The organism is Cupriavidus sp. 05N40 (genome assembly GCF_056397305.1).
On sequence record NZ_JBFTND010000020.1, the window covers coordinates 23,120 to 49,250 of the forward strand.

Below are 26,131 nucleotides of genomic sequence, written 5' to 3' on the forward strand. Positions count from 1 at the left end.
CAATAGCATGAGCATCAACGGCAAGGCATACATCGTCGGCGCGTACGAGCACCCGACCCGCAAGGCCCCGGACAAGACCGTGGCGCAACTCCACGCCGAATGCGCGCGCGGCGCGCTCGCCGACGCGGGGCTGTCGCTGCGCGACGTCGACGGCTACTTCTGCGCCGGCGACGCGCCCGGCCTAGGCATGGTCAACATGGCCGACTACCTTGGCCTCAAGGTACGGCACGTGGACTCCACCGATACCGGTGGCTCGGCCTACCTGGCTCACGTCTCCCACGCGGCCCAGGCCATCGCGGCCGGCAAGTGCAATGTCGCGCTGATCACCCTGGCCGGGCGCCCGCGCTCGGAAGGCTCGAGCGGCACGCAGGCGCGCAACTGGGGCAAGGATGCGCCCGACCTGCCCTTCGAGGCACACTTCAACCCGCTGACGGTGAACCTGTACGCGATGGTGGCCATGCGGCATATGCACCAGTACGGCACCACCAGCGAGCAACTGGCATGGATCAAGGTAGCCGCGTCACACCACGCGCAGCACAACCCGAACGCCATGCTGCGCGAACTGGTGAGCGTCGAGGACGTGCTGGCCTCGCCGCTGATCTCGGACCCGCTGCGCAAACTGGACTGCTGCGTGGTGAGTGACGGCGGCGGCGCGCTGATCGTGGCGCGCCCCGAGATCGCCGCCACCCTCAAGCGCCCGGCCGTGAAGATCCGTGGCGCCGGCGAGGCGCTCAAGGGGCAGCTCGGCGGCGAGGTGGACCTGAGCTGGTCGGCCGCAGCCGTCTCGGGACCGATCGCCTTTGCCGAAGCTGGCGTAACCCCGGCGGACATCCAGTACGCCTCGATCTACGACAGCTTCACCATCACCGTGCTGATGCAACTCGAAGACCTGGGCTTCTGCGAGAAGGGCGCAGGCGGCAGGTTCGTGGCCGACGGCAACCTGATCTCCGGCGTGGGCAAGCTGCCCTTCAATACCGACGGCGGCGGCCTGTGCAATAACCACCCGGCCAACCGCGGCGGCATCACCAAGGTAATCGAAGCGGTCAGGCAGCTGCGCGGCGAAGCGCATCCCGCCGTGCAGGTGAAGAACTGCAGCCTGGCGCTGGCCCAGGGCACCGGCGGCTACCTCGGCTCGCGCCACGGCAGCGCCACCCTGATCCTGGAACGAGAGCAATAAGATGACGACCCCCTACACCCACGCCCTGTTCAAGGCGCCGGCCGAACTGCCGGACAACGCAGAGTTTTGGCAGGCCGCGCGCGCGCACCGCCTGCTGGTGCGGCACTGCAAGTCCTGCGGCAAGCCGCACTGGTATCCGCGCACGCTGTGCCCGTTCTGCATGGGCGACACGCAATGGAAGCAGGCTTCGGGCCGCGGCACCATCTATGCGTTCAGCGTCACCCGCCGCGCCGGCCCCACGCCCTTCTGCATCGCCTACGTGACGCTGGAGGAAGGCGTCTCGATGATGACCAACATCATCGATTGCGACCTCGACACGGTGCACATCGGCCAGGCAGTCCAGGTCAGATTCGCACCGAGCGAAGACGGCGCGCCGGTGCCGGCCTTCGCGCCAGCCTGAGCAGCGGACCGGCCCGTCGGCCGGACCCCATGCTGCCTTCCCCGACAACGACGACCAGACACCACACCGATCCATGAACTCGACTGCTTCCCTGCTCCGCCTGCTCAATCCGCGCTCCGTCGCCATCATCGGCGCATCTGACGATCCCGCGCGCATCGGCGGCAGGCCGATCGCGGCCATGCGCAAGCTGGAATTCGCCGGGCGCATCCTGCCCGTCAACCCGAACCGGCGCGAAGTACAGGGCCTGCCGGCCTATGCCTCGATCGCCGAGCTGCCGGAAGTGCCGGATGTCGCCATCGTGGCGGTGCCCGCCAGCCAGGTGCTGGACACGGTCAGGGCGCTGGGCGAGCGCGGCGTCGGCGCGGCCATCCTCTTCAGCGCAGGCTTTGCCGAAACCGGCGGCCAGGGCATCGTCATGGAAGCGGAGCTGGTGGCCGCCGCGCGCCGCACCGGCATGCGTCTGCTCGGGCCCAACGCGCTGGGACTGATCAATGTCCACAGCGGCTTTGTCGGCAGCTTCGCCTCCAGCCTCACGCTGGGCACCATGCGGCGCGGCGGCGTGGGCATCGCCAGCCAGTCGGGCGCCTACGGCGGCCACCTGGTGTGCGCGGCGCAGGCCGCGGACATCGGCCTGTCCACCATCGTCATGACCGGCAACGAAGCCGACCTGACGCTGGGCGACGCGGTCCGGCTGCTGGTCGACGACCCGCACACCAGGGTGATCGCGCTCTACTCCGAGGGCATCCGGGACGGCGACGGCCTGGTCGCGGCGCTGCAGGCCGCGCGCGCTGCCCGCAAGCCGGTGGTGATGATGAAGGTCGGCCGCAGCGAGGTTGGCAGCGCGGCGGCGCGCTCGCATACCGCCTCCATCGCCGGCGACGATGCCATCGTCGACGCCGTGCTGGCGGAGCTGGGCGTGGTGCGCGCGCGCACCACCGAGGAAATGCTCGACATCGTGCGGCTGGCCACGCGCGGCATCTACCCGGAACACAACACACTGGGCGTGATCACGGTAAGCGGCGGCGCCGGCGTGATCATCTCCGATGCCGCCGAAGACCACGGGCTGCCCATGCCGGAGATGCCGCCCGAGGCGCAGGCCAGGCTGCTCAGCCTGCTGCCGATCTGCTCGCCGCGCAACCCGGTCGACACCACCGCCCAGTTCGTCAACGACCTGTCGCTGATCGAGCCGTTCACGGAGTCGATGGTGGGCGACGGCGGCTACCGGTCGGTACTGGGCTTCTTTACCTATGCCGGCAGCACGCCGGCAGTGGCGCCGCGGCTGATGGAGCAGCTCGCGCAGGTGCGCGCGCGCCATCCGGACCGGCTCTATGTGCTGGTGCTGCTGGGGCCGCACGAGGTCCTGCGCGGCTACGAGGAAGCCGGCTTCACCGTCTTCGAGGACCCGACCCGCGCGGTGGTGGCGATCGCCGCGATGGGCAGGTTCGGCCGTGCGTTCGCGGCGCCTGCACCGGCACCCGCGCCCGTCATCGCCCCGGTGGCACTGCCGGCGGCTACGCCCACCGAAGCGCAGGCCAAGGCCTTGCTTGCCACGGCCGGCATCGCCAGCGTGCCGGAGCGCGCCTGCGAGCTTGCCGAAGGCGCCGTCCTGGCTGCGCGCGAGATCGGCTTTCCCGTGGTGATGAAGATCCTGTCGCCGGACATCCTGCACAAGTCGGAGATCGGTGGCGTCCTGCTCAACGTGCGCGACGAAGACGCGGTGCGCGCCGGCCATGCCACCTTGCTGGCCCGTGCCCGCCAGGCGGCGCCGCACGCGCGCATCGAGGGCGTGCTGGTCGCCAGCCAGGTCAGTGGCGGCGTGGAGTGCATCATGGGGATCAAGCGCGACCCCGTCTTTGGCCCGATCGCCATGTTCGGCCTGGGCGGCGTGTTCGTCGAAGTCCTGAAAGACGTGGTATTCCACCGCTGCCCGTTCGGCGAAGACGTGGCGCAGGCGCTGATCCGCTCGATTCGCGGGGCGCCGCTGCTGACGGGTGCGCGCGGCACACCGCCCGCCGACATTGCCGCGCTGGCACGCACGCTGTCCAGGCTGTCCGCGTTCGCGGTGGCCGCCGGCCCGCGGCTGCAGGCGGTCGACCTCAACCCGGTGTTCGCCATGCCGCAAGGACAAGGCGCGTTCGCCGCCGACGCCGTGATCGATATTGAAACCTCCGCCTGATGTGCGCGCCAAGGCGCCAGGCGCCGCCCGCCCACCCGTCTCAGGCGGGTGTCGGTTGACGGCGAATTAATTAGCATGTCTGCATCGGTCAGTGATTGTGCCGGGCGGACACCGCATTGCACCAGGCCGCGCAGGCATTGCGCGGCAACCAAGACAACGACGCACGGAGACAACCAGATGAATTTCCACATACCCGGAGAATGGGTCGAGTTCGGCGACGCCCTGATCAAGTTCATCGACCGCGAGGTAGCGGCGCTCGAACATGAACATCGCGCGCTGCTTGCCAGCGAGCGCACCATCTACCAGCAAGACGGCCGCTATTGCCAGGAGATCCTCGCCCTGCGCCGCCAGGTGCGGATGCGTTCGGCGGAACTGGGCTTCTATACCGCGCTGAGCGCCGAATCGCTCGGCGGCGGCGGCCTGGGAGCGCAGGCGGCGGCGTATATCCAGGAGCGCCTCAACGCGCACTGCGGGCCGGGGCGCCACCTGGTGCAGACCGTGGTGCTGCCCTCGCCGTTCACCAACGGCCTGTCGCCGGTGCTCAGGCATCTCGACCCCGCCGTCCTGGACCAGTACCGCGAAGCGCTCGCCAGCGGCGACAAGACCATGTGCTTCGGCCTGAGCGAGCCGGACGCCGGCTCCGATGTGTTCGGCATGCGCACCCGCGCCGTGCGCGACGGCGACGGCTGGATCCTCAACGGCACCAAGCAGTGGATCACCAACGCGCCCTATGCCGACTACGCCATGGTCTTCGCCGTCACCGACGAGGAAAAGGCGCGCGCCCACCGCGGCGGCATCACCGGCTTCTTCCTGCCCACCGATACGCCCGGCTTCTCGGTGCCCAGCGTGATCCCGACCATGGGGCACCTCGGCGCGGACATCGGCATCGTCGCGCTGGACAACGTGCGCGTCCCGGACAGCCACCGGCTCGGCCCGGTCGACCGCGGCCTGTCCGTGGCGCTCGACGGCGTGAATGCCGGCCGCCTGAGCATGGCGGCGTCCTGCCTGGGCCTCGCCCAGTGGGCACTGGAGCAGGCGGTGGCCTATTCACAGGTGCGCAAGACCTTCGGCCAGCCGATCGCCGACTACCAGGCAGTCCAGTTCATGCTGGCCGAATGCGCCATGGACATCTACGCTTCAAAGTCAATGATCCGCCACTGCGCCTGGCTGGTGGACGAGGGCCTGCCCGCCACCAAGGAAGTCTCGATCATCAAGGCCTCGTCCACCGAGATGGTGGGCCGCGTGATGGACCGCGCGATCCAGGTCCATGGCGGCATGGGCCTGACCAACGAACTGCGCCTCGAAGAAGGCTACCGCTTCGCGCGCACCATGCGCATCCCGGACGGCACTTCCGAGATCCAGCGCCGCACCATCGCGCGCCGCCTGCTCGAAGGCGACATGGCCTTCTGAGGCCCGCCGCCACGGGCAAACGCCCGGAACACAAGGACACACAAGGAACACACAAGGAACAACGAGGGAAACCCCCTCCAGGAGACAAAGCGATGGCAACCGACCGCCCCGCAAGCCGCGACGTGACCGAACGCCCGTCCGACCCGCTCTGCATCGACAAGGCATTGGCGCGCGATGGCGTGCCCGATTGCCTGCACGTACCGCACACCAGCCTGTTCCAGAACCTGGAAATCGCGGCAAAGCGATTTCCGCACAAGGCGGCCATCCAGTTCTACGGCGCCAGCGTGAGCTACGCCGCCCTGCTGCGCGAGGCCGAGCACATGGCGGGCTACCTGCAGCACAACTGCCGCATCCAGCGCGGCGACCGCGTGCTGCTGTTCAGCCAGAACTGCCCGCAGCTCATCGCCGCCTATTTCGCCATCCTGCGCGCCGACGCGGTGGTGGTCCCGGTCAACGCCATGCTGCTGGAGGACGAACTGCGGCACATCGTCACCGACAGCGGCGCGGTGGCGGCGTTCGCCGCGCACGAACTGGCGGGGCAACTGGCGCCGCTGGCCGGCACCACCTCGCTCAGGCATGTGATTGTCCACGCCTACGGCGATGCGCTGTGCGGCGACGACGCGGGCCTGGCCATCCCCGACTGGCTACGCGCACGCAGCCCCGAGGCCCCGCCCTTCGGCGGCGCCGTGCGCTGGGCGGACGCGCTTGCCCCCGGCCACCTGCCCACGCCACACCTGAGCGGCCCGGACGACCTGTGCATGCTGCCCTACACGTCCGGCACCACCGGCGCGCCCAAGGCCTGCATGCACACCAACCGCACGGTGATGACCTCCGTGGCCGGTTCGCAGCTATGGCGCCGCACCCACGCGGAATCAAGCTTCCTGGCGGTGGCACCGATGTTCCACCTGCTCGGGCTGCAGAACGGCATCAACGGGCCGGTCTACGTCGGCGGCACCATCGTGCTGCTGGCGCGCTGGGACAGCAAGACGGCGGCCCGGCTGATCGAGCGCCATCGCGTGTCCTTCTGGGCGGCCCCGCCGCCGATGCTGGTCGAGTTCTTCGCCCAGCCCGATCTCGGCGCGTATGACCTGCGCAGCCTGGCGGTGGTGGTGGGCGGTGGCGCCGCGGTGCCGGAGGGCACGGCGCGGCTGATGAAGGAGCGCTATGGCCTGCAGTTCGTCGAGGGCTACGGCCTGACGGAGACCGCCTCGTTCCTGCTCGCCAACCCGCTGCACGCGCCGCGCTCCGGGCACCTTGGCGTGCGCACCTATGGCGTGGATGCCCGTATCGTCGACCCCGCGACGCTGGCCGAGCTGCCCATGGGGGAAACCGGCGAGATCGTGGTGCATGGCGCGCAGGTGATGCTGGGCTACTGGCACAAGCCCGAGGCCGACGCCCAGAGCTTCATCGCCATCGACGGCAAGCGATTCTTCCGCACCGGCGACCTCGGCAGCGTCGACGAAGCCGGCTATTTTGTCATGCGCGACCGGCTCAAGCGCATGGTCAACGCCTCCGGCTACAAGGTCTGGCCGGCCGAGGTGGAAGCCATGCTGCACACCCACCCGGCGATCCAGGAGGCCTGCGTGATCGCGGCGCGCGACGCGCATCGCGGCGAAACCGTGAAGGCGGTCATCGTGCTGAAGGCCGGGGTGCGGGACGTCGGCATGGAGGACATCCTCGCCTGGTGCCGGACAAACATGGCGACCTACAAGGCCCCGCGCATCGTCCAGTTCGTCGACCGCCTGCCGCGCTCCGCCACCGGCAAGATCGCCTGGCGCGAGCTGCAGGACCAGGAGATGCAGGGCGCGCCGCTGCCACCTGCGGGCCTAGCCGGCCAGCGCACGGCGCAAGCGCCAGGACACGAACGCAGGGACACAAGAAAACCGGAGACTTCCATGGATTCGATTCGCCGCGCGGCCTGGCTGCGCGCTGCCCTCCTCATTGCCGCCGCCTGCCTGCCGGCGGCGGGCGCCGCCCCGGCCCTTGCGCAGGCACAGGCCGGCTTCCCGGACAAGCCGCTTCGCATCGTGGTGCCCGGTCCGGCCGGTGGCGGCACCGACATGCTCGCGCGCGCGCTTGGCGCGGGCCTGGGCAGGAAGCTCGGGCAGCCTGTCGTGGTCGACAACCGGCCGGGGGCATCAGGGATCATCGCCGCCCAGTCGGTGCTGTCCGCCCCGCACGATGGCTACACCATGTATCTCGGCTTTACCTCGATGATCCAGCTGCCGGCGCTGATGCCGGCGATACAGGTCAACTTCGCCAGGGACTTCGCCCCGGTCTCGCTGCTGGCCATCGGCTCCGACCTGCTGGCGGTCTCGTCGAAGCTGCCGGTCAGCTCCGTCGGCGATCTCGTCAGGCTGGCCAAGGCGAGCCCGGGCAAGCTGACGATCGGCTCCTATGGCAACGGCACGTCCGCGCACCTGCACGCGGAGCTGCTCAACAAGCGTGCCGGCATCGACCTGATCCACGTGCCGTACAAGGGCGCGGCGCCGATGCTCTCCGACCTCCTGGCCGGCCAGATCGACGTTGCATTCGTCGACCAGTCGACCGCCAACGCGCAACTGGCCAGCCCAAAGCTGCGCTTCCTGGCGCTGACCGGCACCCAGCGGTTCAAGCCCCTGCCCAAGCTGCCCACCTTCGCCGAACTCGGCTACACGGGTTTCGAGCCGAACGGCTTCATGGCGATGTTCGTGCCGGCGAGCACGCCGGCCCCGGTCGTGCAGAAGCTGTCGCGGGAAATCGCCGCGCAGGTCCAGGGAGCGGACCTGGGCAAGCGCCTGGCGGATATCGGCATGCTGGGCGTGGGCAGCACGTCGGTCGAGCTTGCGGCCATGATGTCGCGCGACGCGCCGCAGTGGGCGCAGGTCGTCAAGGAGTGCCAGATCAAGCTCGAATGAGCCATGCGGCACCCGCCGCCGCGGCAATCGCTAGCGCCTGACCCTGGCCTTGTAGGCATAGCGGTCGCCGCGGAACAGCAATTCCGCGCAGCAAAGCGCATTGCCGCGGATGTCGTACGGCGTGCATCGCAGCCGCAGCAGCGGCGCCCCTTCGGGGACCCCGAGCCGGCGCGCCACATCGCCCGCCGCCGGGATCGCGGCGCTCTCGGTAGCCACCTCGGTGAGACGGTAACCCAGCCGGCTCTCGAAGATCGACATCACGTCGTTGGTTTCGAGATCCTCCTTCACCAACGCACGGATCAGCGTTTCGTCGCCCATGATCATGAACAGGGCGATGGCCTCGTCATCCCACATCCGCAGCGTGGTGGCGCAGAGCAGCGTGTCCGCGCTGTCCAGGCCCAGGGCCTGCGCCGCAAACGCCGGCGCCTTGATCTTGCGCACCGACACCAGCTTTCCGTAGGCAAGCCGCCCGCGCGCCCGCGCGGATTCGTAGAAGCCGGTCAGCGGCCCCAGGTCCGAGGTCTGCGCCGGACGGGTGACGAAACTGCCCTTGCCGTTGACTTTCTCGATCAGGCCGCTGGCATGCAGGCCGGCCAGCGACTGCCTGACCGTGATACGGCTGACGGCGAACTCCGCCATCAGCTCCGCCTCGGACGGTAGCTTGGCGCCCGGCCCCAGCTCGTTGTCGACGATGCGCTGGCGCAGCACGTCTTCGATTTGCCTGAATCTGGGCTGGCTCGGGCTCGGGGGTGGAGTCGAGGTCAAGGTGCGGAATCCTCCTGTTTCGTTCGCTTCGGCGCGGCCGGCGTTGCCGCCGTCTCCGGCCTTCTCCGCATTATACCTATCATGACAGGGCACCATTTTCCCTCTTGACCTGTTATAACAGGTCATGTCAGTATCGCTGCCAGCAAGTGTTCGGCCGAGCGCCCGGCGCGACTGACCCGCCTTCCGCCCGGAAGCGACTCGCCAAGGAATCCGGCTGACGCAAGATCGCGTCAGCCAGTTTGCAACTGCCGGAAAGCCTGTGCCTGTGGTGGCTGCTGGCAGCCCCAAGAAAGAGGAGACACGAGATGCACGCTGCTATTGCCGATACCGCACCCGAAGCACCCGCCATCCAGGCCGACGCCATCAGGGCGGCCGGTGCAGGGAACTGGCCCTTCACCGTCAAGCGCTCCACGCCGAGCATCGGCGCGGAGATCGGCGGGATCGACCTGCGCCAGCCGCTGGACGACGACACCTACCTCGCCCTGCGCCGCGCGCTGGTGCAGTTCAAGGTCCTGTTCTTCCGCGACCAGGACGTCACGCCGGCCCAGCATGTCGCCTTCGCCCGGCGCTTCGGCGAGCTGGAGATCCATCCGGTGTTCCGCCAGCACCCCGACCACCCCGAACTGGTGCTGTTCGACAAGTCCGGCGAGAACCGCGGGCGCGAGAACATCTATCACAGCGACGTGTCCTGGCGCGAGATCCCGGCGATGGGCTCTGTCCTGCGCTGCGTGGAGTGTCCCGAGGTCGGCGGCGACACCATCTGGGTCAATATGGCGCAGGCTTACGCCAACCTGCCCGAGGACGTGAAGGCGCGCATCGCAGAGCTGCAGGCCGTGCATGACATCCTGCCCACCTTCAGCACCGCCATCGCGCCCGAGAAGCGCGACGAAATCCGCAAGCAGTTCCCCCCGGTCACCCATCCGGTGGTGCGCACGCACCCGGAGAGCGGCGAGAAGATCCTCTACGTCAACGAAGCGTTCGTGACGCACCTGGCCAACTACAGCCAGCTGATCGGCTTTCGCATCGGCTCGGACTTCCGGCTCGGCGAGCTGGACCTGCTGCAGTACCTCTACCGCCAGGCCGCGGCGCCGGAGTACCAGGTGCGCCTGAAGTGGGAGCCGAACACCATCGCCTTCTGGGATAACCGCGCCACCCACCACTACGCCGTCCAGGACTATTTCCCGGCGGTGCGCCGGATGATGCGGGCCACCGTCGTCGGCGACCGCCCGTTCTGAACCGGTCCCCGGTCCCCGGTCCCCGGTCCCCGGTCCCCGCGCCCCACCCGCACACCCGCACACCCGGAACACCCGGAACACCCGGAACACCAGGAGAACACCTGTGAAGATGCTGAACACTTTCTATATCAATGGCCAGTGGGTCGCGCCGTCGGCCGGCAGCACGCTGGCGGACATCATCGACCCCGCCACCGAGGCGCCGCTCGGCAAGCTCGCGATGGGCACCGCGGCGGATGCCGACGCCGCTGTCGCGGCGGCGCGGGCCGCGTTCCCGGCCTGGTCGGAATCCAGCCGCGAAGACCGCATCACCCTGCTCGAACGCGTGATCGAGCGCTACCGCGCCCGCCTCGACGACATCGCCGAGGCCGTGCGCGCCGAAATCGGCGCCCCCGTCACGCTGTGCAAGAACCTGCAGGCCCCGATCGGGCTGGCGCAGCTCCAGGCCGCGGTGGAGACGCTGCGCCATTTCGAGTTCGAGACCAGCCATGCCAAGAGCTATGTGCGGCGCGAGGCCATCGGCGTCGCGGCGCTGATCACGCCCTGGAACTGGCCGCTGAACCAGATCGCCGCCAAGGTGGCGCCCGCGCTTGCCGCGGGCTGCACGGTCGTGCTCAAGCCGTCCGAGATCGCGCCGCTCGATGCGATGATCTTCGCCGAGATCATGCACGAGGCCGGCACGCCGCCCGGCGTCTTCAACATGATCTTCGGCGAAGGCCGCACCGTGGGCGCCACGCTCGCCTCCCATGCGGGCGTGGACATGGTATCGATCACCGGATCGACGCGCGCCGGCGTGGAAGTGGCGGTCAGCGCCGCGCCCACGGTCAAGCGCGTGGCCCAGGAACTGGGCGGCAAGTCCGCCCTGCTGATCCTGGACGACGCCGATCTGCAAGCGGCCGTGCGCAGCGGCGTGGCGCAGTGCATGGCCAACTCCGGCCAGACCTGCGTGGCGCCCACGCGCATGCTGGTGCCGCGCGAGCGCTATGAAGAGGCCGTCGCCATCGCCGCTGCCGCCGCCAGCGAGGTGACCGTGGGCGACCCGGCGGATCCGGCCACGAAGATGGGCCCGATCTCCAACCGCGGCCAGTACGAGAAGGTCCAGCGCATGATCGGCATCGGCATCGAGGAAGGCGCACGCCTGGTGGCCGGCGGCCCAGGCCGCCCGCCAGGACTGGAGCGCGGCTTCTTTGCCAGGCCGACCATCTTCGCCGACGTGCGCAACGATATGGYGATCGCGCGCGAGGAGATCTTCGGGCCCGTGCTGGCCATGATCCCGTACGACGGCGAGGAAGACGCCATCGCGATCGCCAACGACAGCGTGTTCGGCCTGGCTGGCTATATCGCCAGCGGCAATCCCGAGCGCGCGCGCCGCGTGGCCGCGCGCCTGCGGGTCGGCTCGGTGCGGATCAACGGCGCCATGCTGGACATCACGGTGCCCTTCGGCGGCTACAAGACCTCCGGCAACGGCCGCGAGTATGGTGCCGAAGGCCTGGCCGAGTTCCTCGAGTGCAAGTCGGTGACGGGCTGAACCGGCCCGCGCCGGATCGCCGCGCCAGCCTGCCGGACGCGCCCGGCGCCTCTGGCGGCTAGCCGCCCGCCTTGCCCCCGAGGCTTCGGTCGTGCGTCGCCGGGGCGACGCCCCCGGTCATGGTCCAGCCCGTGAACGGATCCGAGACGCTCCAGCGCCGGGTCCAGCGCGCGAGGCATGCACGGCACTGGTGCTCCCGGGTCTGGCAGACCACACCCGCGCCGAAACTGCGCCAGCGGACCTCGCCGAGCGGGCGCAGCGAAGCATGGCCATCCGCGCACATCACATCGTGCCGCAGGCTTTCGCAGCGCTGGCAGAGGTCCTGCAAGGACGGCGCCGCCGCGGTGTCTCCGGTCGTGTCCGCCGCCCTGTCCGCCGCCCTGTCCGCGACAGGACCGGCGGCGGAACTGGCAGGCGCCGGCACCGGCGCGCGCGCACCCATTTCAGGAACATAGCCGCGCCGCGCCTGGATCCGCCGCAGGGCCGCCCAGAACAGCGCGCGCAGCGCCTCGGAGCCTTCATCCTGCGCCGCGGCCCGGCACCGTTCAGCGTGATGCTGCATGGCCATGCCGAACTCCGTCGCGGAGGCAAAGCAGATCACCTTCGTGCGGGGATCGCCACGCTCGATCCAGCCATCGAACAAGTCGGCAAGGCGCCGGCCATGGTCTTCCGTACCGTCCCCTGCGCGCTTGAGCGTCAGCTTGCGCGCGAGCCGGCTGCGCTCGCGCACCTGCCGCCGGAGTTCGTCGAGCACCGGCAGCAGCCGCGCGGGGCTGCGCCGCATGTCATGGTCTTCGCGCTGGACGCTGCTCTTGGCATTCACCGGATGCTCCTCGTGGGTCGGATGGCGGCAGCAGGCGGGATCGCTGCCCTTGCGACAGCATTCTGGTTGCAGTGCGGCAAAAATGGAGCCACCCCGATGGAGTGGGGGCCGCGATGGCCCGGCGCATGGCCTGGAGCCGGATGGCGCCCGCCAGGCCGCCTACCCGACCCGGGTAGGTCCGCCCGCGCCCGTGATTTGTTCTACTTTGCTGCAGACGCCGGGCGCTTTCCTCGTCCGGCCCCGACCAATACCGGCAGGACGCCATGTAGCGCCCTGCGCACCGTTCGCAAGGATCAGCAATGGGTGTACTCAGCGGCATTCGCGTAGTGGAATTCGAGGCAATCGGGCCCGGCCYGTTCGGGGCCATGCTGCTGGCCGACATGGGCTCCGACGTGCTGCGCATCGACCGCCCGGTCGCGCCGTCCGATCTCGGTCCCAGGTCGGCCACCGGCAAGCGCGTGGACGTGACCGGGCGCGGCCGGCGCTCGGTCACGCTCGACCTCAAGCAGCCCGAGGCGCGCAATGCCGCGCTGGCGCTGATCGAGCGCGCCGACGTGGTGATCGAGGGCTTCCGCCCCGGCACCATGGAGCGCCTGGGCCTCGGGCCGGAGGTGGCGCTGGCGCGCAACCCGCGCCTGGTCTATGGCCGCATGACCGGCTGGGGCCAGACCGGGCCGCTCGCCGACCGCGCCGGGCACGACCTGAACTACATCGCCCTGTCGGGTGTGCTGTCGGGCATCGGCCGCGCGGGCGAGGCACCGGTGCCGCCGCTGAACCTGGTGGGCGACTACGGCGGCGGCGGCATGCTGCTCGCGCTGGGCGTGGTGGCGGCCCTGCTCAATGTGCAGCGCGGCGGCGCGGGCCAGGTGGTCGATGCCGCCATGATCGAAGGCGCGGCGCAGCTCGGCGCGGTGGTGTGGGGCCTGCTGGCCTCGGGCAACTGGCGCGAGCAACGCGCCAGCAACCTGCTCGACGGCGGCACCCCCTGGTACGACAGCTACCGCACCAGCGACGGCCACTACATGGCGGTGGGCGCGGTCGAGTCGCGCTTCTACGCCGAGTTGCTGGACAAGCTCGGGCTGGCCGACAAGGGCCTGCCCGGGCAACACGACCGCGGCGGCTGGCCGCTCCTGCGGCAGCATTTCGAGGCGGTCTTCCTGACCCGCACGCGCGACGCGTGGTGCGCGGTGTTCGAAGGCAGCGACGCCTGCGTGGCGCCGGTGCTGGCCTTCTCCGAAGCCCCCGACCATCCGCAACACCGCGCACGCGGCAGCTTCGTGGAAGTGGCTGGCGTGGTGCAGCCGGGGCCCGCGCCGCGATTCCTCGGCACGCCATCGGAAATCAACCGCCCCGCCCCCGCGCGTGGCGAGCACGGCGCCGCCGCGCTGCGCGACTGGGGCTTCGATGCACCGGCCGTGGCGCGCTTGCAGGAACTGGGGCTCGGCTTCCTGCCGGATGCCTGAACGCAGGCGCAAGCCGTCCTGACCGGAGAATCAAAACCATGCCTCAGACGCAATCTTCCGCCGCCATCGCGCAGTGCCCCTCAACGTTGGCGCAGCCACCCGCGCAGGACCACGACGTGCCAGCCGGCTTCGAGCCGGTCGGCGGCGCCAGGGGCTTCGCGCGGCTTTGCGGCGGCTTCTACCTGCACGCACAGCGGCCCGTGGTGGGCGTGCGCATCGCCGCAGAGCACCTCAACAACATGGACATCGCGCACGGCGGCTTCCTGGCCATGCTGGCCGACAGTGCCTTCGGCATCGTCATGGTGCGCCGGCTCGGCACGCCGCCGGCGCGCACGCTGCACCTGAGCGTGGACTATCTCGGCCCGGTCCATGCCGGCGACTGGGTCGAAGCGCACGTCGACCTGCTCAAGCAAGGCGCGCGCGTCGCCAATGTGAACTGCCGGGTCATGGTCGGGGAGCGCACCGCTCTGCACGCGGCGGGCGTGTTCTACCTAGGCAGAAGCGACAGCCGCCCCGAGCCGGCGGCAGGCATCCCGCCGCCGGTCCGCGCTCCGTCCTGACCCGGTGCGGCACAGCGGAATCGCCGTTGCGATCCGGCACCCCCTCCCTTCTGGCGGGGGCGTGCGTGCCTGATCTTCCGTAGGCTTGTGTTGCGCCCACCGGGATCGTGAAGCGCGCCGCGGCGCATCGCCCAGCGGCCTCTCAGCTTGTCTCCACTTTGCCGGTGCCTCGATGCCGGCGAGGTTTTCGATCTCCGGCCTGACGGGCGGAGATCCTTTTCCTTTCCCAAGCGCCGGCGTTTCCACGGCACCGCGCACCGTCGCGCACCATCGCGCACCGTCGCGCGCCATCGCGCACGGCCCGCCGGGTTGACCCGGATAGTGGAATCCCGCCCCGCCGACACGGGTGGGTTACAGCCCTCGCCGCATCCCCTAACGTCGCACTCGGGAAGCCCTCCTGACCGGGCCCGGCCAGCGCGCCCGCACTGGCCGGAACCCGGGCGGAATCCGGGCGGAATCCACTCAGCCCAACTCAATTGCGAGGTCATGCCAGATGCGTAAGAAAACCCTGCTTGCCGCTGCCCTTCTTGCCTGGAGCGCCGTCTGCGGCGCGCAAGCCTACCCCACGCGCACCATCACCTTCGTCGTGCCCGGGCCGCCCGGCGGCGCGACCGACGTCATTGCCCGCACGCTGGCCGAAGACATGGGCAAGCGGCTGGGACAGACCATCATCGTCGACAACAAGCCTGGCGCCGCCGGCATGCTGGCCGTGCAGACGCTGACGCGCGCGGCGCCGGACGGCTACACGCTGCTGGTCACGCACTCCACGCCGCTCATGAACACGCCGTACCTCTACTCGCACGTGCCCTACGACGTGCGCCGCGATCTCGCCTTCGTCTCCGAGATCTGCATCGGCCAGATCGTGCTGGTGGTCAACAACAAGGTCCCGGTGAAGAACATGCAGGAGTTCCTTGACTGGGCCGCGCAGAACAAGGGCAAGGTCAGCTACGGCTCGTACGGGGTCGGGAGCATGCCGCATCTGCTGGGCACCTACCTGAACCAGTCGCGCGGACTCGACATGACGCACATCGCCTACAAGGGCGAAGCGCCGATGGTGCAGGACATGCTCGGCGGCAACGTCGCCTGGGCCATCGGCTCGGTCAGCACGCTGGGCCCGCAGATCCAGAGCGGGCGGCTGCGCCCGCTGGCGATCGTCGGCAAGCACCGGGTCAAGGAACTGCCGAACGTGCCGACCCTGCTCGAGGCCGGCCTGAAGGACCAGGAGCTGACCACGCCGGGCTGGGTCGGCCTGGTGGCGCGCGCCGGCACCCCCGCGCCGGTGCTCGCCCGCCTGGAAGCCGAGGCACGCGCCTCGGTCAATTCCGCGCCGATGAAGGAACGCTTCGAGTCGCTCGCGCTGGAGCCGGTGGGCAGCACCGCGCAGGAATTCAAGCGCGACTTCGAGACCTTCGAACCGGTGATGGGGCGCCTCATCAGGTCGACCGGCGTCAAGGCCGACTGATCCGCCGCCCGTCTGCGGCCGCGCGTCAATAGGGACTGACCGCCTGGCCGATTTCCAGCGGGAATAAAACCACGATCACCGCGATTCACTCCTTTTTGGGTGGGTTCGGAAAAAGAGCCCCACGCTCTAATGCCATCACGGGCACGGCAGTGGAGGAAGGTGCCCGGTGCCCTGCATACAACGATAAGGAGAGGACTCAGCATGAAAAGAACACTCGTCGCCATGGCGGCATTGAGCGCAGTGAGCGGCGCGGCATCTGCACAGTCGGGCGTCACCCTCTACGGCGTGATCGACGCATCCGTGGAGTACGTCAACCGGGTGGCCGCCTCGCCCGCGACCCCGACGGTCGGCGGCAGCCGCTTCGCGCAGCCGAGCGTGGGCGGCCTGTCCGCATCGCGCTGGGGCCTGCGCGGCGTGGAAGACCTCGGCGGCGGCAACCAGGCGCTGTTCGTGCTCGAAAGCGGCTTCCAGCCCGATACCGGCGCGCTGCAATCGAACACGCTGTTCTCGCGCCAGTCCTTCGTCGGGCTGCAGAACAACACCTACGGCAAGATCACGCTGGGCCGCCAGTACACCAGCTTCTTCGACGGCCTCGCCAACTTCTCGCCGCTGCGCTTCGCGGCCACCTATGAGCCCGGTATCTGGTGGCTGGGCCTGAACTACCGCGAAAGCAATATGGTCAAGTACACGGGCCAGTTCGGCGGGCTCCAGGCCGTGGCGCATTACTCGTTCGGCACCGGCGTCTCGGTGCTCAATGCCAGCACGGCCCTGGCCAACGGCGGCGCCGGCGAGACGCCGGGACACTTCAGCGACAACACGGCCTTCGGCGGCTCGCTGATGTACCTGAGCAATGGCTTCGGCGCGTCGCTTGCCTACGACGAATGGCGGCCCGCGGTCAACGTCGGGCAGCCAGGCACGGTCCGCAAGGCCGCCGGCGCCCTCAGCTACACCACCGGCCCGCTCAAGTTCACGGGCGGCTACCGCTGGAACAAGGCCGACTTCGCCAGTGGCGGCACGCTCCTGCGTGACGACTACTACTGGGCCGGCGTCAACTACCAGGCCACGCCGGCGCTTGGCTTGTCGCTCGCCTACTTCTATGCGGACGTCAAGTCGCAGCGCGCCACGGCGACCTCGGCGTCGACCAATCCGCCCAATATGCAGCAGTACAGCTTTATCGCCGACTACAACTTCAGCAAGCGCACGGACGTCTACCTGTCGGCGGGCTATGCGCGCAATGGCGGCCTGAGCTTCGACAGCGCGACCACGGCCTACGCGTTCAACTATCCGCAGATGACGGGGCAGAAAGGCATGGTCGGCGTCACGATGGGCGTGCGCCATATCTTCTGAGCGCCTGACCTGAACGCCTGACCGGAGCGCTCGCCGTGAGCGCTTATCGTGAGCGCCTGACCTGGACCGGTACTCAAGCGCCGCGTCCGCGCCGGCTGGCCACAAGACAGCCGGCGCGGGCCTCTGCGGCCCGACATACCCGACACGCCGGGCACACGCCGGTGCCGTCAGCCGGCCCCCGTATGCTGGCCCTGCCGGCGCGCGGCAACGATGGCATCGTAGCGCCGCGACACGCCGAGCTTGGCGAAGATCTGCCTGAGATTCCACTTCACCGTCAGCTCGCTGATATTGAGCGCCAGCGCGATGCGCTTGTTCGACATCGACTGCTCCAGCAGCCCGAGGATCTCCTGCTCGCGGCGGGTCAGGCCCGGCAGCCCTGTCTTGCCCGGCGCGTGCGTCGCGGTGCCGACGCGCTCGCCGCCTGTTGCGGAGGTCGCGGATGTCCCTGATGTGGCGGACGTAGCGGACATGGCGGGCGGCAAGCCCTGCAATCTGGCGAGATAGGCTTGCTGCGTGGCATCGCCCCGCCGACCCAGGCGCCCCAGCAAGCCGCCCACACGCTCGCCTTCATCGAGCAGCGTGCGCACCAGGCCCAGGCGATACGCCGTGGCCACCGCCGACTCCAGGCAAGCGGTAGCCTCGACGTGGCACCCCAGCGCATCCAGCGCCAGGGCCTGCAGGACATCGGAGGTGACCATCATCGCCTCCCTGCCCAGCCCCGTGATCGCAGCGCGCGCCGGTTCGAGCGCCAGCAGCGCGCCCTGCGCCTCGCCCATGGCCAGCGCGAGCCGCGCGCGCGCCAGCGCGGCCATGATCATGGTCTCGCCCGCATGGCCCTGGGCCAGCAGGTCGAGCGCGGCCTGCAGCGACTGCGCGTGCCGCCAGTCGCCTCCCGCGAGCACGATGCGCTGCCGCTCGGACACCATGTGCGCGACCCCGCGCGCAATGCCGCGCCCGCGGAAATGCGCTTCCATGTCGATCAGGTAGGCCACGGCGTCGTGCGGCAGCCCGGCCAGCGCTTCCAGGCGGGCATGGCACCGCGCGGCCCGCAGCACGACATCGGGCGACGACAGCTTGAGCATGTCGAGCCGGTCGGCCAGGGCCAGCCGCGCCGCCTCGGTGTCGTCCCGCTCATACAGGACCACCGCCGCCGTCGCCGCGCAGAAGCAGGCCCCGACCGAACGGCGGCCATGACGGCGCTCCGCATCGGCCAGGGCCTCCGTACTCAGGCGTTCGGCCTGCACGGCATAGCCTTCGAGCAGCAGCGCGCCGGCCGTGGTCGCCCGGGCCATCAGCGCCAGTTCGCCGGTGCCGTTGCGCGCCGCGCTTGCCGCGGCCGAGGCAAGCAGATCGCGCACGTCCGCGTGGCGCCCGCGCGCGGCCAGGCAGCGCAGGGTCAGGCCGAGCCGGATGTGCTCCAGCGCCGCCAGGCCCAGCGGGACGTGATCCAGCGTGGCCAGGATCGCTTCCAGTTGCGCCATGTCATCGCGCTGCAGGGCGATCACGCCACGCAGCAGCCGGCCATGCCGCGAGACGCCAGCGCCGGGGCGGGCCGCCTCGAGTAACGTCATCCATGCCTCGGCCTCGGCGGGCCGCGCCGTCACGGCGCTGGCCCAGCCGGCAAGCAGCAGCAGGCGCGGATGCGGCGCCAGCCGTTCGCACGGCACGGCTTCGATCCATTGGCGGAAGGCCCGCAGCTGGCTCAGGCTGGGCAGGGCCGGCAGCGCGCGCTCCACCAGGCCGGCGACAGCATCGAAATCCTTGCCCAGCAGCGCGTGCGGCACCGCCTCGGCGAAGTCCCCTTGCCGCACGAACCATGCGGCGGCACGGCGATGCAGCGCGGCCACGTCCTCCTGGCCGGCTGCCAGGCGCTGCGCCAGGAATGCGGTAAACATCGGATGGAAGCGGTACCAGTCGCCCGCCTCATCCGTGGGCGAGCACGTGTGCGCGTGCGCGGGCAGCAGGAACGAGCCGTGCGCGTCGATCGCCTCGATCAGCGCCGCGGCGTGGCCGGCGCCCGTGACAAAGGCGGCCAGCGCCGCATTGAAGCGCGGCAGCACCGAGACCGACTGCATGAAGGCGAGCAACTCGCCCGGCAGGCCGGCAAGCACATCCTCCAGCAAGTAGGCATGCAGGCGATCGGCATGGGGCGCCAGTGCGCGCAGGCGAGCGGGATGGCGCTGCCCCTGCTTGAGCGAGGCCGACAGCAGTTGCAGCCCGGCAGGCCAGCCGTCGCTGAGCGAGTGCAGGCGCGTGGCGGCATCCAGGTCCACGCGTGCGTCGCGATGCAATTTCAGGAAGGCGAGTGTTTCCGGATACGAGAATGCCAGGTCGGCGCCGCCCAACTCGCCCAGTTCGCCCAGCGCGCGCAGCCGGCCCAGCAACAGCGCCGGCGCCTTGCGCGATGCGATGACGAGGTGCAGGTTGGGCAGCCGCGCTTCGAGGATGGCCTGCAGCAAGGCCCGGCTGGCGGGGTCGCCGACGCGGTCGAACTCGTCGATCATTACGTACAGTTCTTCGCGCGCGGTGGCCAGCGCCCGGACCAGGCCAGCAGCCAGGCGTTGCGGCGCGGCCTGCGCATCGTCCGGACATGCCGCCTGGGCGCCGGGGCCTGCCGCATGAAGCAAGGCGGCGCGCAGGCCTGCCCACAATGCCTGCGGCGCATCCTCGCCGGCGCATGGCGACAGCCACGCCACGCTGGCGCCTTCGCGGATCAGCTTCTGGCGCCACTGCGCCATCAGGGTTGTCTTGCCGAAGCCGGCACCGGCGGTGATCAGCACGAGCTTGCGCTGGCGCGCGTCGTGCAGGCTGGCGAGCAAGGCTTCGCGCACGATCAGGCGCTTGCCAAGGCGTGGCGGCGCCACTTCGGCAGGGGGAACAGGATGATACCGTTGCATCGGATTTCGGCTCTCGGCAAGACCGTCGGGCGGCACGCGAAGGTACGGCCGGCTTGCCCCGGTGAAGGTCGGGCGTCCCGAAGGTGCGCGTAACCGGGGAGAACGCGCACCTTCGCCGATTGCGCGAAATATATACTAGGGTGGCATTGCGCGAGCCCCTGTCCCGGCTCCCCCACCTGATCCGGGTGGCCCCCGTGGCCGCGCGCGCAGGCCACGCGCAAGCGCGGCGAATCCCGCGCAAAAAAGCGGTGCGCGCCGGCCCCGGCAAGGCCCGGGCCGCGGCAGGTGCGCTGTACAATGCACCATTTCATCTGCGCCTGGCGCTTGCCGGCATGGCCTGCGCCAGGCCAGCAAGAAGGCACCGGTTACCTATGCCGCAAAGTCCCTCCACCCCCGGCGCAAGCCCACTTCCCGGCGCGGCACCGGACRCCACCGGCCAGGCCAAGCTGCAGCCGCCGCGCGACACGGTCAGGGTGCTGGCGCGCGAACGCCTGCTGGCCCAGCTGACCGAGGCGCGGCGCCGGCGCGCGATCGTGCTGCAAGGCCCGGCCGGCTGCGGCAAGACCGCGACGCTGCTGGCGTGGCGCCAGGCCTTGCTGACGCTTGGCTTCGACGTGGCATGGCTGACCCTGTCCGCCGACGACAACGACCTGGCGCGCTTGCTCGATGCCCTGCTGGGCAGCCTGGCCCGGGTYGATCCCGCGATCGTGCGCGAAGCGGCGCTGCTGGGCGGGCGCGGCGTGGACCCCGAAGCGGTCGAGCGCACCGTGCTAGCGCTCGTGCAGGGCATCGCCGCGCATCCGCGCGAACTGGTCCTGGTACTCGACGAACTGCAGCATCTTGCCGACGCGCGGGTCCATGAGGCACTGCAGTGGCTGTTCGACTACGCGCCCGCCAACCTGCATATCGCGCTGGCATCGCGCGGCACCGTGCCGCTCTCGCTCGGCCGCCTGCGTGACCAGGGCCTGGTGCTGGAGCTGGACCAGCGCGACCTGCGCTTCACGCTGGCGGAGTCCGAGCGCTTCCTGAAGGCGCAGCTGAGCGACATCACCACGCGCGACGCGCGCCTGATGCACGAGCTGACCGATGGCTGGGTGGCCGGGCTGCAGTTGTTTGCCACGCGCTGGAAGCGGCGCAAGCAGCTCATCGATGGCGTATCGTCGGCCGACGCCTTCGTGCGCGCCAATGTGCAGGACGCCGGTGCCTTCGCCGACTATTTCGAGCGCGAAGTGCTGGCCCGCCTGGCGCCGGCCGAAGCCGAGCTGCTGGTGCGCGCGGCCGCGTGCCAGCGCTTCAGCGCCTCGCTGTGCGTGGCGCTGGGCGACCAGTCGCAAACCTCGGCCGATGCGGTCGCGCTACTGGCGCGGCTCGACAGCGACAACCTCTTTATCGCCCCGGTCGACGGGCCGGATCGCGAGACCTGGTACCGCCTGCACCCGCTGCTGCGCGAGACCTTGCTGGAGCGCTTCCGCGCGCGCAGCGAAGGCCAGCAGCGTGCCGTGCACACGGCTGCCTGGCACTGGTTCCGCGCCCATCGCCTGCTGGAGGAGGCGGTGCGCCACGCCGTGCTGGCGGGCGRGACCGCCGCGGCCGCCGACCTGGTGCAGGAACATGCCGGCACGCTCGGCGCGAGGGGCGAACAGCGCAAGCTGATCAGGCTGATGCGCCTGTTGCCGCCCGAGGAAATCCAGGCCCGCATCAAGCTGCGCCTGCTGACCCTGCAGATGCAGACCTTCGCACGCGAGCTGGACGCAGCCGCGGCCAGCATCGAACGCCTGCTTGCCGACATTGCGCCAGACGACCTGCTCGCCCGCTACCGCCTCACCATGCTGCGCTTCGGGCTGGCGGTGCAGCGCGACGACACCGACAGCGCGATGTCCCTGCTGCCGGAGATGCTGCAGACGCCCGCCGGTGTCGAGCCGGCCACCGTGGGCGGGCGCAACAACCTGCTGTCGTGGCTGTACATGCACCTGGGCGAGTACGAGCGCGCGCGCCGCATCCAGGCCGAAGCGCCGCCGCTGCTGGTCGAAGGCACGCCGCTGCTGGGCACCGCCTCCGGCAGCCTGAACGGGCGCTGCGTGGTGGGCTTCAGCTTCGCCCTGGAAGGCAAGATGATCCAGGTCGAGCGCATCTGCCGTGACGTCCTGTACGAAGCGGACAGGGCCGGCAGCGCGGCGGCCGAGCCCGGCTGCTTCGCCGCCGCGCTGCTCGGCGAAGTGCTCTACGAACAAAACGACATCGCTGGCGCGCGCCGGCTGCTGGAAGACCGCGTGGATGTGCTCGAGCGGGTTTCGATTCCGGACTCGGTGCTGCGCGTGCTGATGGTGTTGTCGGCATGCCACTGGGCCGCCGGCCACCGGCTCGATGCATCGGCCTACCTGGAGCGGCTGGAGGAGTACGCCGCACAACTGGGCCTGGACCGCCTGCTGGCCCATAGCCTCGGCGAACAAGTCCGGCGACACCTGTCGAATGGCGACCCGGATGCCGCGCATGCCGCGCTGGCGCGGCTCGATGTCATCGACGCACGCCACCCCCACACGCAGCCAAGCGCACTCGATGAGATCCGCGTGGTGGCCGAGCGCGCGCGCATCCAGCTATGCCTGGCGCACGACGACCTGGCGGGCGCGGCGCAGCGCCTGGCGCCGCTGATCGCCTTGTGCGACGCGCGTGGCTGGCAGCGCCACGTGGCCCAGCTGCAATGGCAGGGCGCGGTGGTGGACTTCCGCCTGGGCATGCCCGAGCCCGCGCGCGACAAGCTGCTGGCGGCCTTGCGCCGGGGCCATCGTCTCGGCCTGGTACGCAGCCTGCTCGATGCGGAGCCGGCGGCACTCGACCTGCTCGGCGCGATCATGCAGGACCAGGCGCTCGATCCCTTGCTGGCCTTCTACGTCGAGCGCCTGTCCTCCGCGCAGGCAGCACAGGCGGCCGGCATGCCCGCCGCGCCTGCCGCACCCGCCGCACCTGCGGTAGCCGGCGCCGGCGGGCTGGCCGCTACCGGCGCGGAAGCGCTTAGCGAGCGCGAGGCCGATGTGGTGCGGCTGCTCGGGCAAGCGCTGCCCAACAAGAAGATCGCGCGCACGCTGGGCCTGTCGCCGGAAACCGTGAAATGGCACCTGCGGAACATTTTCCGCAAGCTCGGTGTCAGCAGCCGCGACGAGGCCGTGGCGCGCGTGCGCGACATGGCACTGGATGCGGACCCGGACGCCGACCTGCCTGGCCAGGGCGGCTGAGCCTGCCGCGCGCGGCGCCCCGGCCCCGCGCCGTTCCCTTCCCCTTTCCCCGCTCCTTTCCTTCTCTTTCCTTCTCCTCCTGGCCGCCGGGCGCCGCCGTCGGCCAGCCGGCGGCGCGTGCCCGCGCATGGCCCGCGCTGGCATGCCCTGACGCCCCGCGCGGCGGCCCGGCCCGTCGGCGATCGTCCCGTTGCCGTGCCCAGGGCCACCCGGGCCGCAGGCGGAACCACCTGACGCGGGTGGTTATGGCGCGCCCCCCCTTGGCGGTAACTTAGCGACATGCCAATACCCGCTGCAATCGCGCGAATCCGCATCGCGAATCCGCATCGATAGCTGGCCCCGGGAACACACAGAGCAAGAACAAACGGCTGGCGCGCACCCGCGCATCCAGCCCAGGAGACAGGTGCAATGAACACTCCAATGGCCGCGCACGCGCCGGCTGCCGCCGACCGTCCCGTCGTTCCCGTCTACCGGCCCGCCGGGCTTCCCGAGCGCCCCACGCTGGTCGAGCGCCGCGACGACGGCACGCTGCTGCTGCGCTGCGCGACCCCGCCCGCCGTCATCCCGCAGCAAGGCCTGGCCGACTTCCTGCCCCAATGGGCGGACCAGCGCGGCGCCAATGCCGCCTTCCGCGAGCGCGATGCGCAGGGGGCCTGGCGCTCGATCAGCTGGACCGAACTGTGGCACCAGGTCCAGGCCGTGGCAGCCGCCCTGCTCGAGCTCGGCCTCGGGCAAGACCGGCCGCTGATGCTGCTGTCAGGCAACTCCATCGAGCAGGCGGTCCTGCTGCTGGCCGCCGAATACGTGGGCGTGCCCGCCGCCGCGGTGTCGCCCGCCTATGCCACCATCAGCCGCGATTTCGCGCGCCTCAAAGGCATTGCCGGGCTGGTGCCGCCGGCGGCGTTCTTCGTCCAGGCAGCCGCGCCCTTCGAGCGCGCCATCGCAGCCCTCGAACGCCCCGAGGCGCAGGTCATCGCGGTGGAGGGCGCGGCGGCCGGCCAGCTTGCCTGGAGCACGTTGACCGCCACCGAGCTGACGCCCGCGCGGCTGGCCGCGCTGGCCAGCGCCCGCGCCGCCATTCGCCCCGCCGACACCGTGCGCGTGCTGTTCACCTCGGGCTCCACCGGCGTACCCAAGGGGGTTGCCATCGCCTACAGCAATCTCGCGGCCGTGACCGCCTACTACGCGAACAACCTCGCCGCCCTCGTCGAGCGGCAGCCGGTGTTCCTCGACTGGCTGCCCTGGCACCATGGCCTGGGCGGCGTGCTCAATTTCACGCGCGCCGTTGCCTTGGGCGCCACCCACCATATCGACGACGGGCGCCCCGTGCCCGGCTTGTTCCAGCGCACCGTGCGCAACCTGCGCGAGGTCTCGCCCACCGTGTTCACCAGCGTGCCGTCCGCCTGGGCCGTGCTGGTCGCCGAGATCGAACGCGACCCGGCGCTCGCGCGCAGCCTGTTCGCCAACGCGGTGATGTTCAGCTATGGCGGCGCCAGCCTGCCGCGCGACGTGTGGCAACGCATCCAGCGCGCGGCCGAACAGACCGTGGGCGAGCGCATTGTCTTTTGCTCCGGCCTGGGCTCCACCGAGACCACCGGCATGGGCGTGTATTGCAGCTGGGCCACCGACGGCGTCGGCAATGTCGGCGTGCCGATGCCGGGCGCCGAAGTCAAGCTGGTGCCGCTCGACGGCGGCGACGGACGTTACGAGATCCGCATGCGCGGCCCCTTCGTCTTTGCCGGCTATGTCAATCGTCCCGACCTCACTGCCGCGGCCTTCGACGAGGAAGGCTACTTCTGCCTGGGCGACGCCGTGCGCCTGGCCGATCCCGCCGATCCGGCCCGCGGCCTGACGTTCGCCGGCCGCGTGGTCGAGGATTTCAAGCTGACCAACGGCACCTGGGTGCGGACCGGCGCGGTGCGCCTGGCACTGGTCGACAAATGCGCGCCGCTGCTGAGCGATGCCGTCGTCTGCGGCCACGATCACGACTACCTGGCCGCGCTGGCCTGGCCCAACCTCGCGGCCTGCCGCGAGCTTGACCCGGCACTGGCCGACCTGGACGCCGAAGCGCTGGTGCGCCACCCGCTGGTGGTGAACACGCTCAGCGAGCGGCTGCGCGCCCAGGGCGGCGGCGCCAGCAGCCTGAGCGTGCAGCGCCTGATGCTGATGGCCGAGCCGCCTTCGATGGATGCCAACGAGATCGCCGACAAAGGCTATGTCAACCAGGCCGCCACCCGCGCGCGCCGCGCCCATCTCGTCGAACAACTGTTCCACCCCGAACCCGCGGCGCACATCGCCTGCGTGCGCTGACACCGTATCGAGCCCCTTACCCCATCTTCCCGGAGCTTTCCATGCAAGTCACCCGTACCGTCTTCCGCGACGACCACGAAATGTTCCGCACCACGGTGCGCCGCTTCCTCGAACGCGAGTGCGTTCCCCACCAGGCCAAATGGGACAAGGCCGGCGTGGTCGACCGCGAAACCTGGCTCAAGGCCGGCCGCGAAGGCCTGCTGTGCATCACGCTGCCGACCGAGTACGGCGGCGGCGGCGGCGACTTCGGCCATTGCGCGATCTACAACGAAGAACTGGCGCGCGCCGGCGTCAGCGGCCTGGGCTTCGGCGTGCATTCCGACATCATTGCCCCGTACATCAACCGCCTGGGCAGCGACGAGCAAAAGCAGCGCTGGCTGCCCAAGGTGTGCTCGGGCGAAGCCATCCTGGCCATCGGCATGACCGAGCCGGGTACCGGCAGCGACCTCAAGGC

At 70.2% G+C, this 26,131-nt stretch carries 17 protein-coding genes and 2 pseudogenes; 15 read left to right on the top strand and 4 right to left on the bottom strand.

All coding sequences use genetic code 11. From position 1 onward, the window contains the following. The first annotated feature begins 7 nt into the window (after nt 1–7). From AC1DO7_RS07160 to AC1DO7_RS07185, 6 genes and pseudogenes are all read left to right on the top strand, one after another. The gene (locus AC1DO7_RS07160) at nt 8–1,177 is read left to right on the top strand and encodes a thiolase domain-containing protein (RefSeq protein WP_441614807.1); all 1,170 of its coding nucleotides are present in this window, start codon (nt 8–10) and stop codon (nt 1,175–1,177) included. Nucleotide 1,178: 1 nt separating this feature from the next. After that, entirely contained in the window at nt 1,179–1,577 is a 399-nt protein-coding gene (locus tag AC1DO7_RS07165; RefSeq protein ID WP_441614809.1) for a Zn-ribbon domain-containing OB-fold protein, read from the top strand. Between the two features lie 73 nt (nt 1,578–1,650). Beyond that, a complete protein-coding gene (locus AC1DO7_RS07170) occupies nt 1,651–3,753 on the top strand; it encodes an acetate--CoA ligase family protein (protein WP_441649670.1) in 2,103 nt (700 codons plus the stop codon). 177 nt (nt 3,754–3,930) lie between these two features. Beyond that, on the top strand, nt 3,931–5,163 hold the full coding sequence (locus AC1DO7_RS07175; RefSeq protein WP_441614812.1) for an acyl-CoA dehydrogenase family protein: 1,233 nt from the start codon (nt 3,931–3,933) through the stop codon (nt 5,161–5,163). Between the two features lie 92 nt (nt 5,164–5,255). Then, nucleotides 5,256–6,965, top strand: a pseudogene (locus AC1DO7_RS07180) (long-chain fatty acid--CoA ligase); the annotation flags it as partial. A 258-nt stretch (nt 6,966–7,223) separates the two neighbouring features. Then, nucleotides 7,224–8,060: a tripartite tricarboxylate transporter substrate-binding protein gene (locus AC1DO7_RS07185; protein WP_477115941.1), complete on the top strand. Its 837-nt coding sequence runs from the start codon at nt 7,224–7,226 to the stop codon at nt 8,058–8,060. 30 nt (nt 8,061–8,090) lie between these two features. Here the strand turns inward: AC1DO7_RS07185 and AC1DO7_RS07190 are convergent, their stop codons facing one another. Then, entirely contained in the window at nt 8,091–8,825 is a 735-nt protein-coding gene (locus AC1DO7_RS07190; RefSeq protein ID WP_441614817.1) for a GntR family transcriptional regulator, read from the bottom strand. A gap of 305 nt (nt 8,826–9,130) precedes the next feature. Between AC1DO7_RS07190 and AC1DO7_RS07195 the strand changes: the two genes are divergently transcribed. Beyond that, on the top strand, nt 9,131–10,060 hold the full coding sequence (locus AC1DO7_RS07195) for a TauD/TfdA dioxygenase family protein (protein WP_441614819.1): 930 nt from the start codon (nt 9,131–9,133) through the stop codon (nt 10,058–10,060). 103 nt (nt 10,061–10,163) lie between these two features. Continuing rightward, the gene (locus tag AC1DO7_RS07200; RefSeq protein WP_477115938.1) at nt 10,164–11,585 is read left to right on the top strand and encodes an aldehyde dehydrogenase family protein; all 1,422 of its coding nucleotides are present in this window, start codon (nt 10,164–10,166) and stop codon (nt 11,583–11,585) included. Nucleotides 11,586–11,643: 58 nt separating this feature from the next. Here the strand turns inward: AC1DO7_RS07200 and AC1DO7_RS07205 are convergent, their stop codons facing one another. Further along, nucleotides 11,644–12,408, bottom strand: coding sequence for a hypothetical protein (locus AC1DO7_RS07205; protein WP_441614823.1), 765 nt, complete (start codon nt 12,406–12,408; stop codon nt 11,644–11,646). A 299-nt stretch (nt 12,409–12,707) separates the two neighbouring features. On the opposite strand from AC1DO7_RS07205, the gene AC1DO7_RS07210 reads away from it, so the two are divergent. From AC1DO7_RS07210 to AC1DO7_RS07225, 4 genes are all read left to right on the top strand, one after another. After that, nucleotides 12,708–13,871: a CaiB/BaiF CoA transferase family protein gene (locus AC1DO7_RS07210; RefSeq protein WP_477115939.1), complete on the top strand. Its 1,164-nt coding sequence runs from the start codon at nt 12,708–12,710 to the stop codon at nt 13,869–13,871. A gap of 38 nt (nt 13,872–13,909) precedes the next feature. Further along, nucleotides 13,910–14,431 carry a PaaI family thioesterase gene (locus tag AC1DO7_RS07215; protein WP_441614825.1) on the top strand — a complete coding sequence of 174 codons (522 nt, stop codon included), beginning with the start codon at nt 13,910–13,912 and terminating at the stop codon, nt 14,429–14,431. A 493-nt stretch (nt 14,432–14,924) separates the two neighbouring features. Next, entirely contained in the window at nt 14,925–15,893 is a 969-nt protein-coding gene (locus tag AC1DO7_RS07220; protein WP_441614827.1) for a Bug family tripartite tricarboxylate transporter substrate binding protein, read from the top strand. A gap of 201 nt (nt 15,894–16,094) precedes the next feature. Then, nucleotides 16,095–17,240, top strand: coding sequence for a porin (locus AC1DO7_RS07225; protein WP_441643276.1), 1,146 nt, complete (start codon nt 16,095–16,097; stop codon nt 17,238–17,240). A gap of 167 nt (nt 17,241–17,407) precedes the next feature. Here AC1DO7_RS07225 and AC1DO7_RS07230 read toward each other — a convergent pair whose 3' ends face one another. Continuing rightward, on the bottom strand, nt 17,408–20,137 hold the full coding sequence (locus AC1DO7_RS07230) for a winged helix-turn-helix domain-containing protein (RefSeq protein WP_441614831.1): 2,730 nt from the start codon (nt 20,135–20,137) through the stop codon (nt 17,408–17,410). Between the two features lie 371 nt (nt 20,138–20,508). On the opposite strand from AC1DO7_RS07230, the gene AC1DO7_RS07235 reads away from it, so the two are divergent. Together AC1DO7_RS07235 and AC1DO7_RS07240 are read left to right on the top strand one after the other, a co-directional pair. Continuing rightward, nucleotides 20,509–23,367, top strand: coding sequence for a winged helix-turn-helix domain-containing protein (locus tag AC1DO7_RS07235; protein ID WP_477115940.1), 2,859 nt, complete (start codon nt 20,509–20,511; stop codon nt 23,365–23,367). 408 nt (nt 23,368–23,775) lie between these two features. Continuing rightward, entirely contained in the window at nt 23,776–25,677 is a 1,902-nt protein-coding gene (locus AC1DO7_RS07240) for a feruloyl-CoA synthase (protein WP_441614835.1), read from the top strand. Here the strand turns inward: AC1DO7_RS07240 and AC1DO7_RS07245 are convergent. Beyond that, nucleotides 25,581–25,856 (bottom strand): annotated as a pseudogene (locus tag AC1DO7_RS07245) (hypothetical protein); the annotation flags it as partial. The gene AC1DO7_RS07240 and the pseudogene AC1DO7_RS07245 overlap by 97 nt on opposite strands. Between AC1DO7_RS07245 and AC1DO7_RS07250 the strand changes: the two are divergent. Then, nucleotides 25,758–26,131 (top strand): acyl-CoA dehydrogenase family protein (locus tag AC1DO7_RS07250; protein WP_477115942.1); only part of this gene is annotated, 374 nt, incomplete at its 3' end. The pseudogene AC1DO7_RS07245 and the gene AC1DO7_RS07250 overlap by 99 nt on opposite strands.

Coding starts and splice junctions, on each gene's coding strand:
- AC1DO7_RS07160 (WP_441614807.1), top strand. CDS start 8: ATGAGCATCAACGGCAAGGCATACATCGTCGGCGCGTACGAGCACCCG.
- AC1DO7_RS07165 (WP_441614809.1), top strand. CDS start 1,179: ATGACGACCCCCTACACCCACGCCCTGTTCAAGGCGCCGGCCGAACTG.
- AC1DO7_RS07170 (WP_441649670.1), top strand. CDS start 1,651: ATGAACTCGACTGCTTCCCTGCTCCGCCTGCTCAATCCGCGCTCCGTC.
- AC1DO7_RS07175 (WP_441614812.1), top strand. CDS start 3,931: ATGAATTTCCACATACCCGGAGAATGGGTCGAGTTCGGCGACGCCCTG.
- AC1DO7_RS07185 (WP_477115941.1), top strand. CDS start 7,224: ATGCTCGCGCGCGCGCTTGGCGCGGGCCTGGGCAGGAAGCTCGGGCAG.
- AC1DO7_RS07195 (WP_441614819.1), top strand. CDS start 9,131: ATGCACGCTGCTATTGCCGATACCGCACCCGAAGCACCCGCCATCCAG.
- AC1DO7_RS07215 (WP_441614825.1), top strand. CDS start 13,910: ATGCCTCAGACGCAATCTTCCGCCGCCATCGCGCAGTGCCCCTCAACG.
- AC1DO7_RS07220 (WP_441614827.1), top strand. CDS start 14,925: ATGCGTAAGAAAACCCTGCTTGCCGCTGCCCTTCTTGCCTGGAGCGCC.
- AC1DO7_RS07225 (WP_441643276.1), top strand. CDS start 16,095: ATGAAAAGAACACTCGTCGCCATGGCGGCATTGAGCGCAGTGAGCGGC.
- AC1DO7_RS07230 (WP_441614831.1), bottom strand. CDS start 20,137: ATGCAACGGTATCATCCTGTTCCCCCTGCCGAAGTGGCGCCGCCACGC.
- AC1DO7_RS07240 (WP_441614835.1), top strand. CDS start 23,776: ATGAACACTCCAATGGCCGCGCACGCGCCGGCTGCCGCCGACCGTCCC.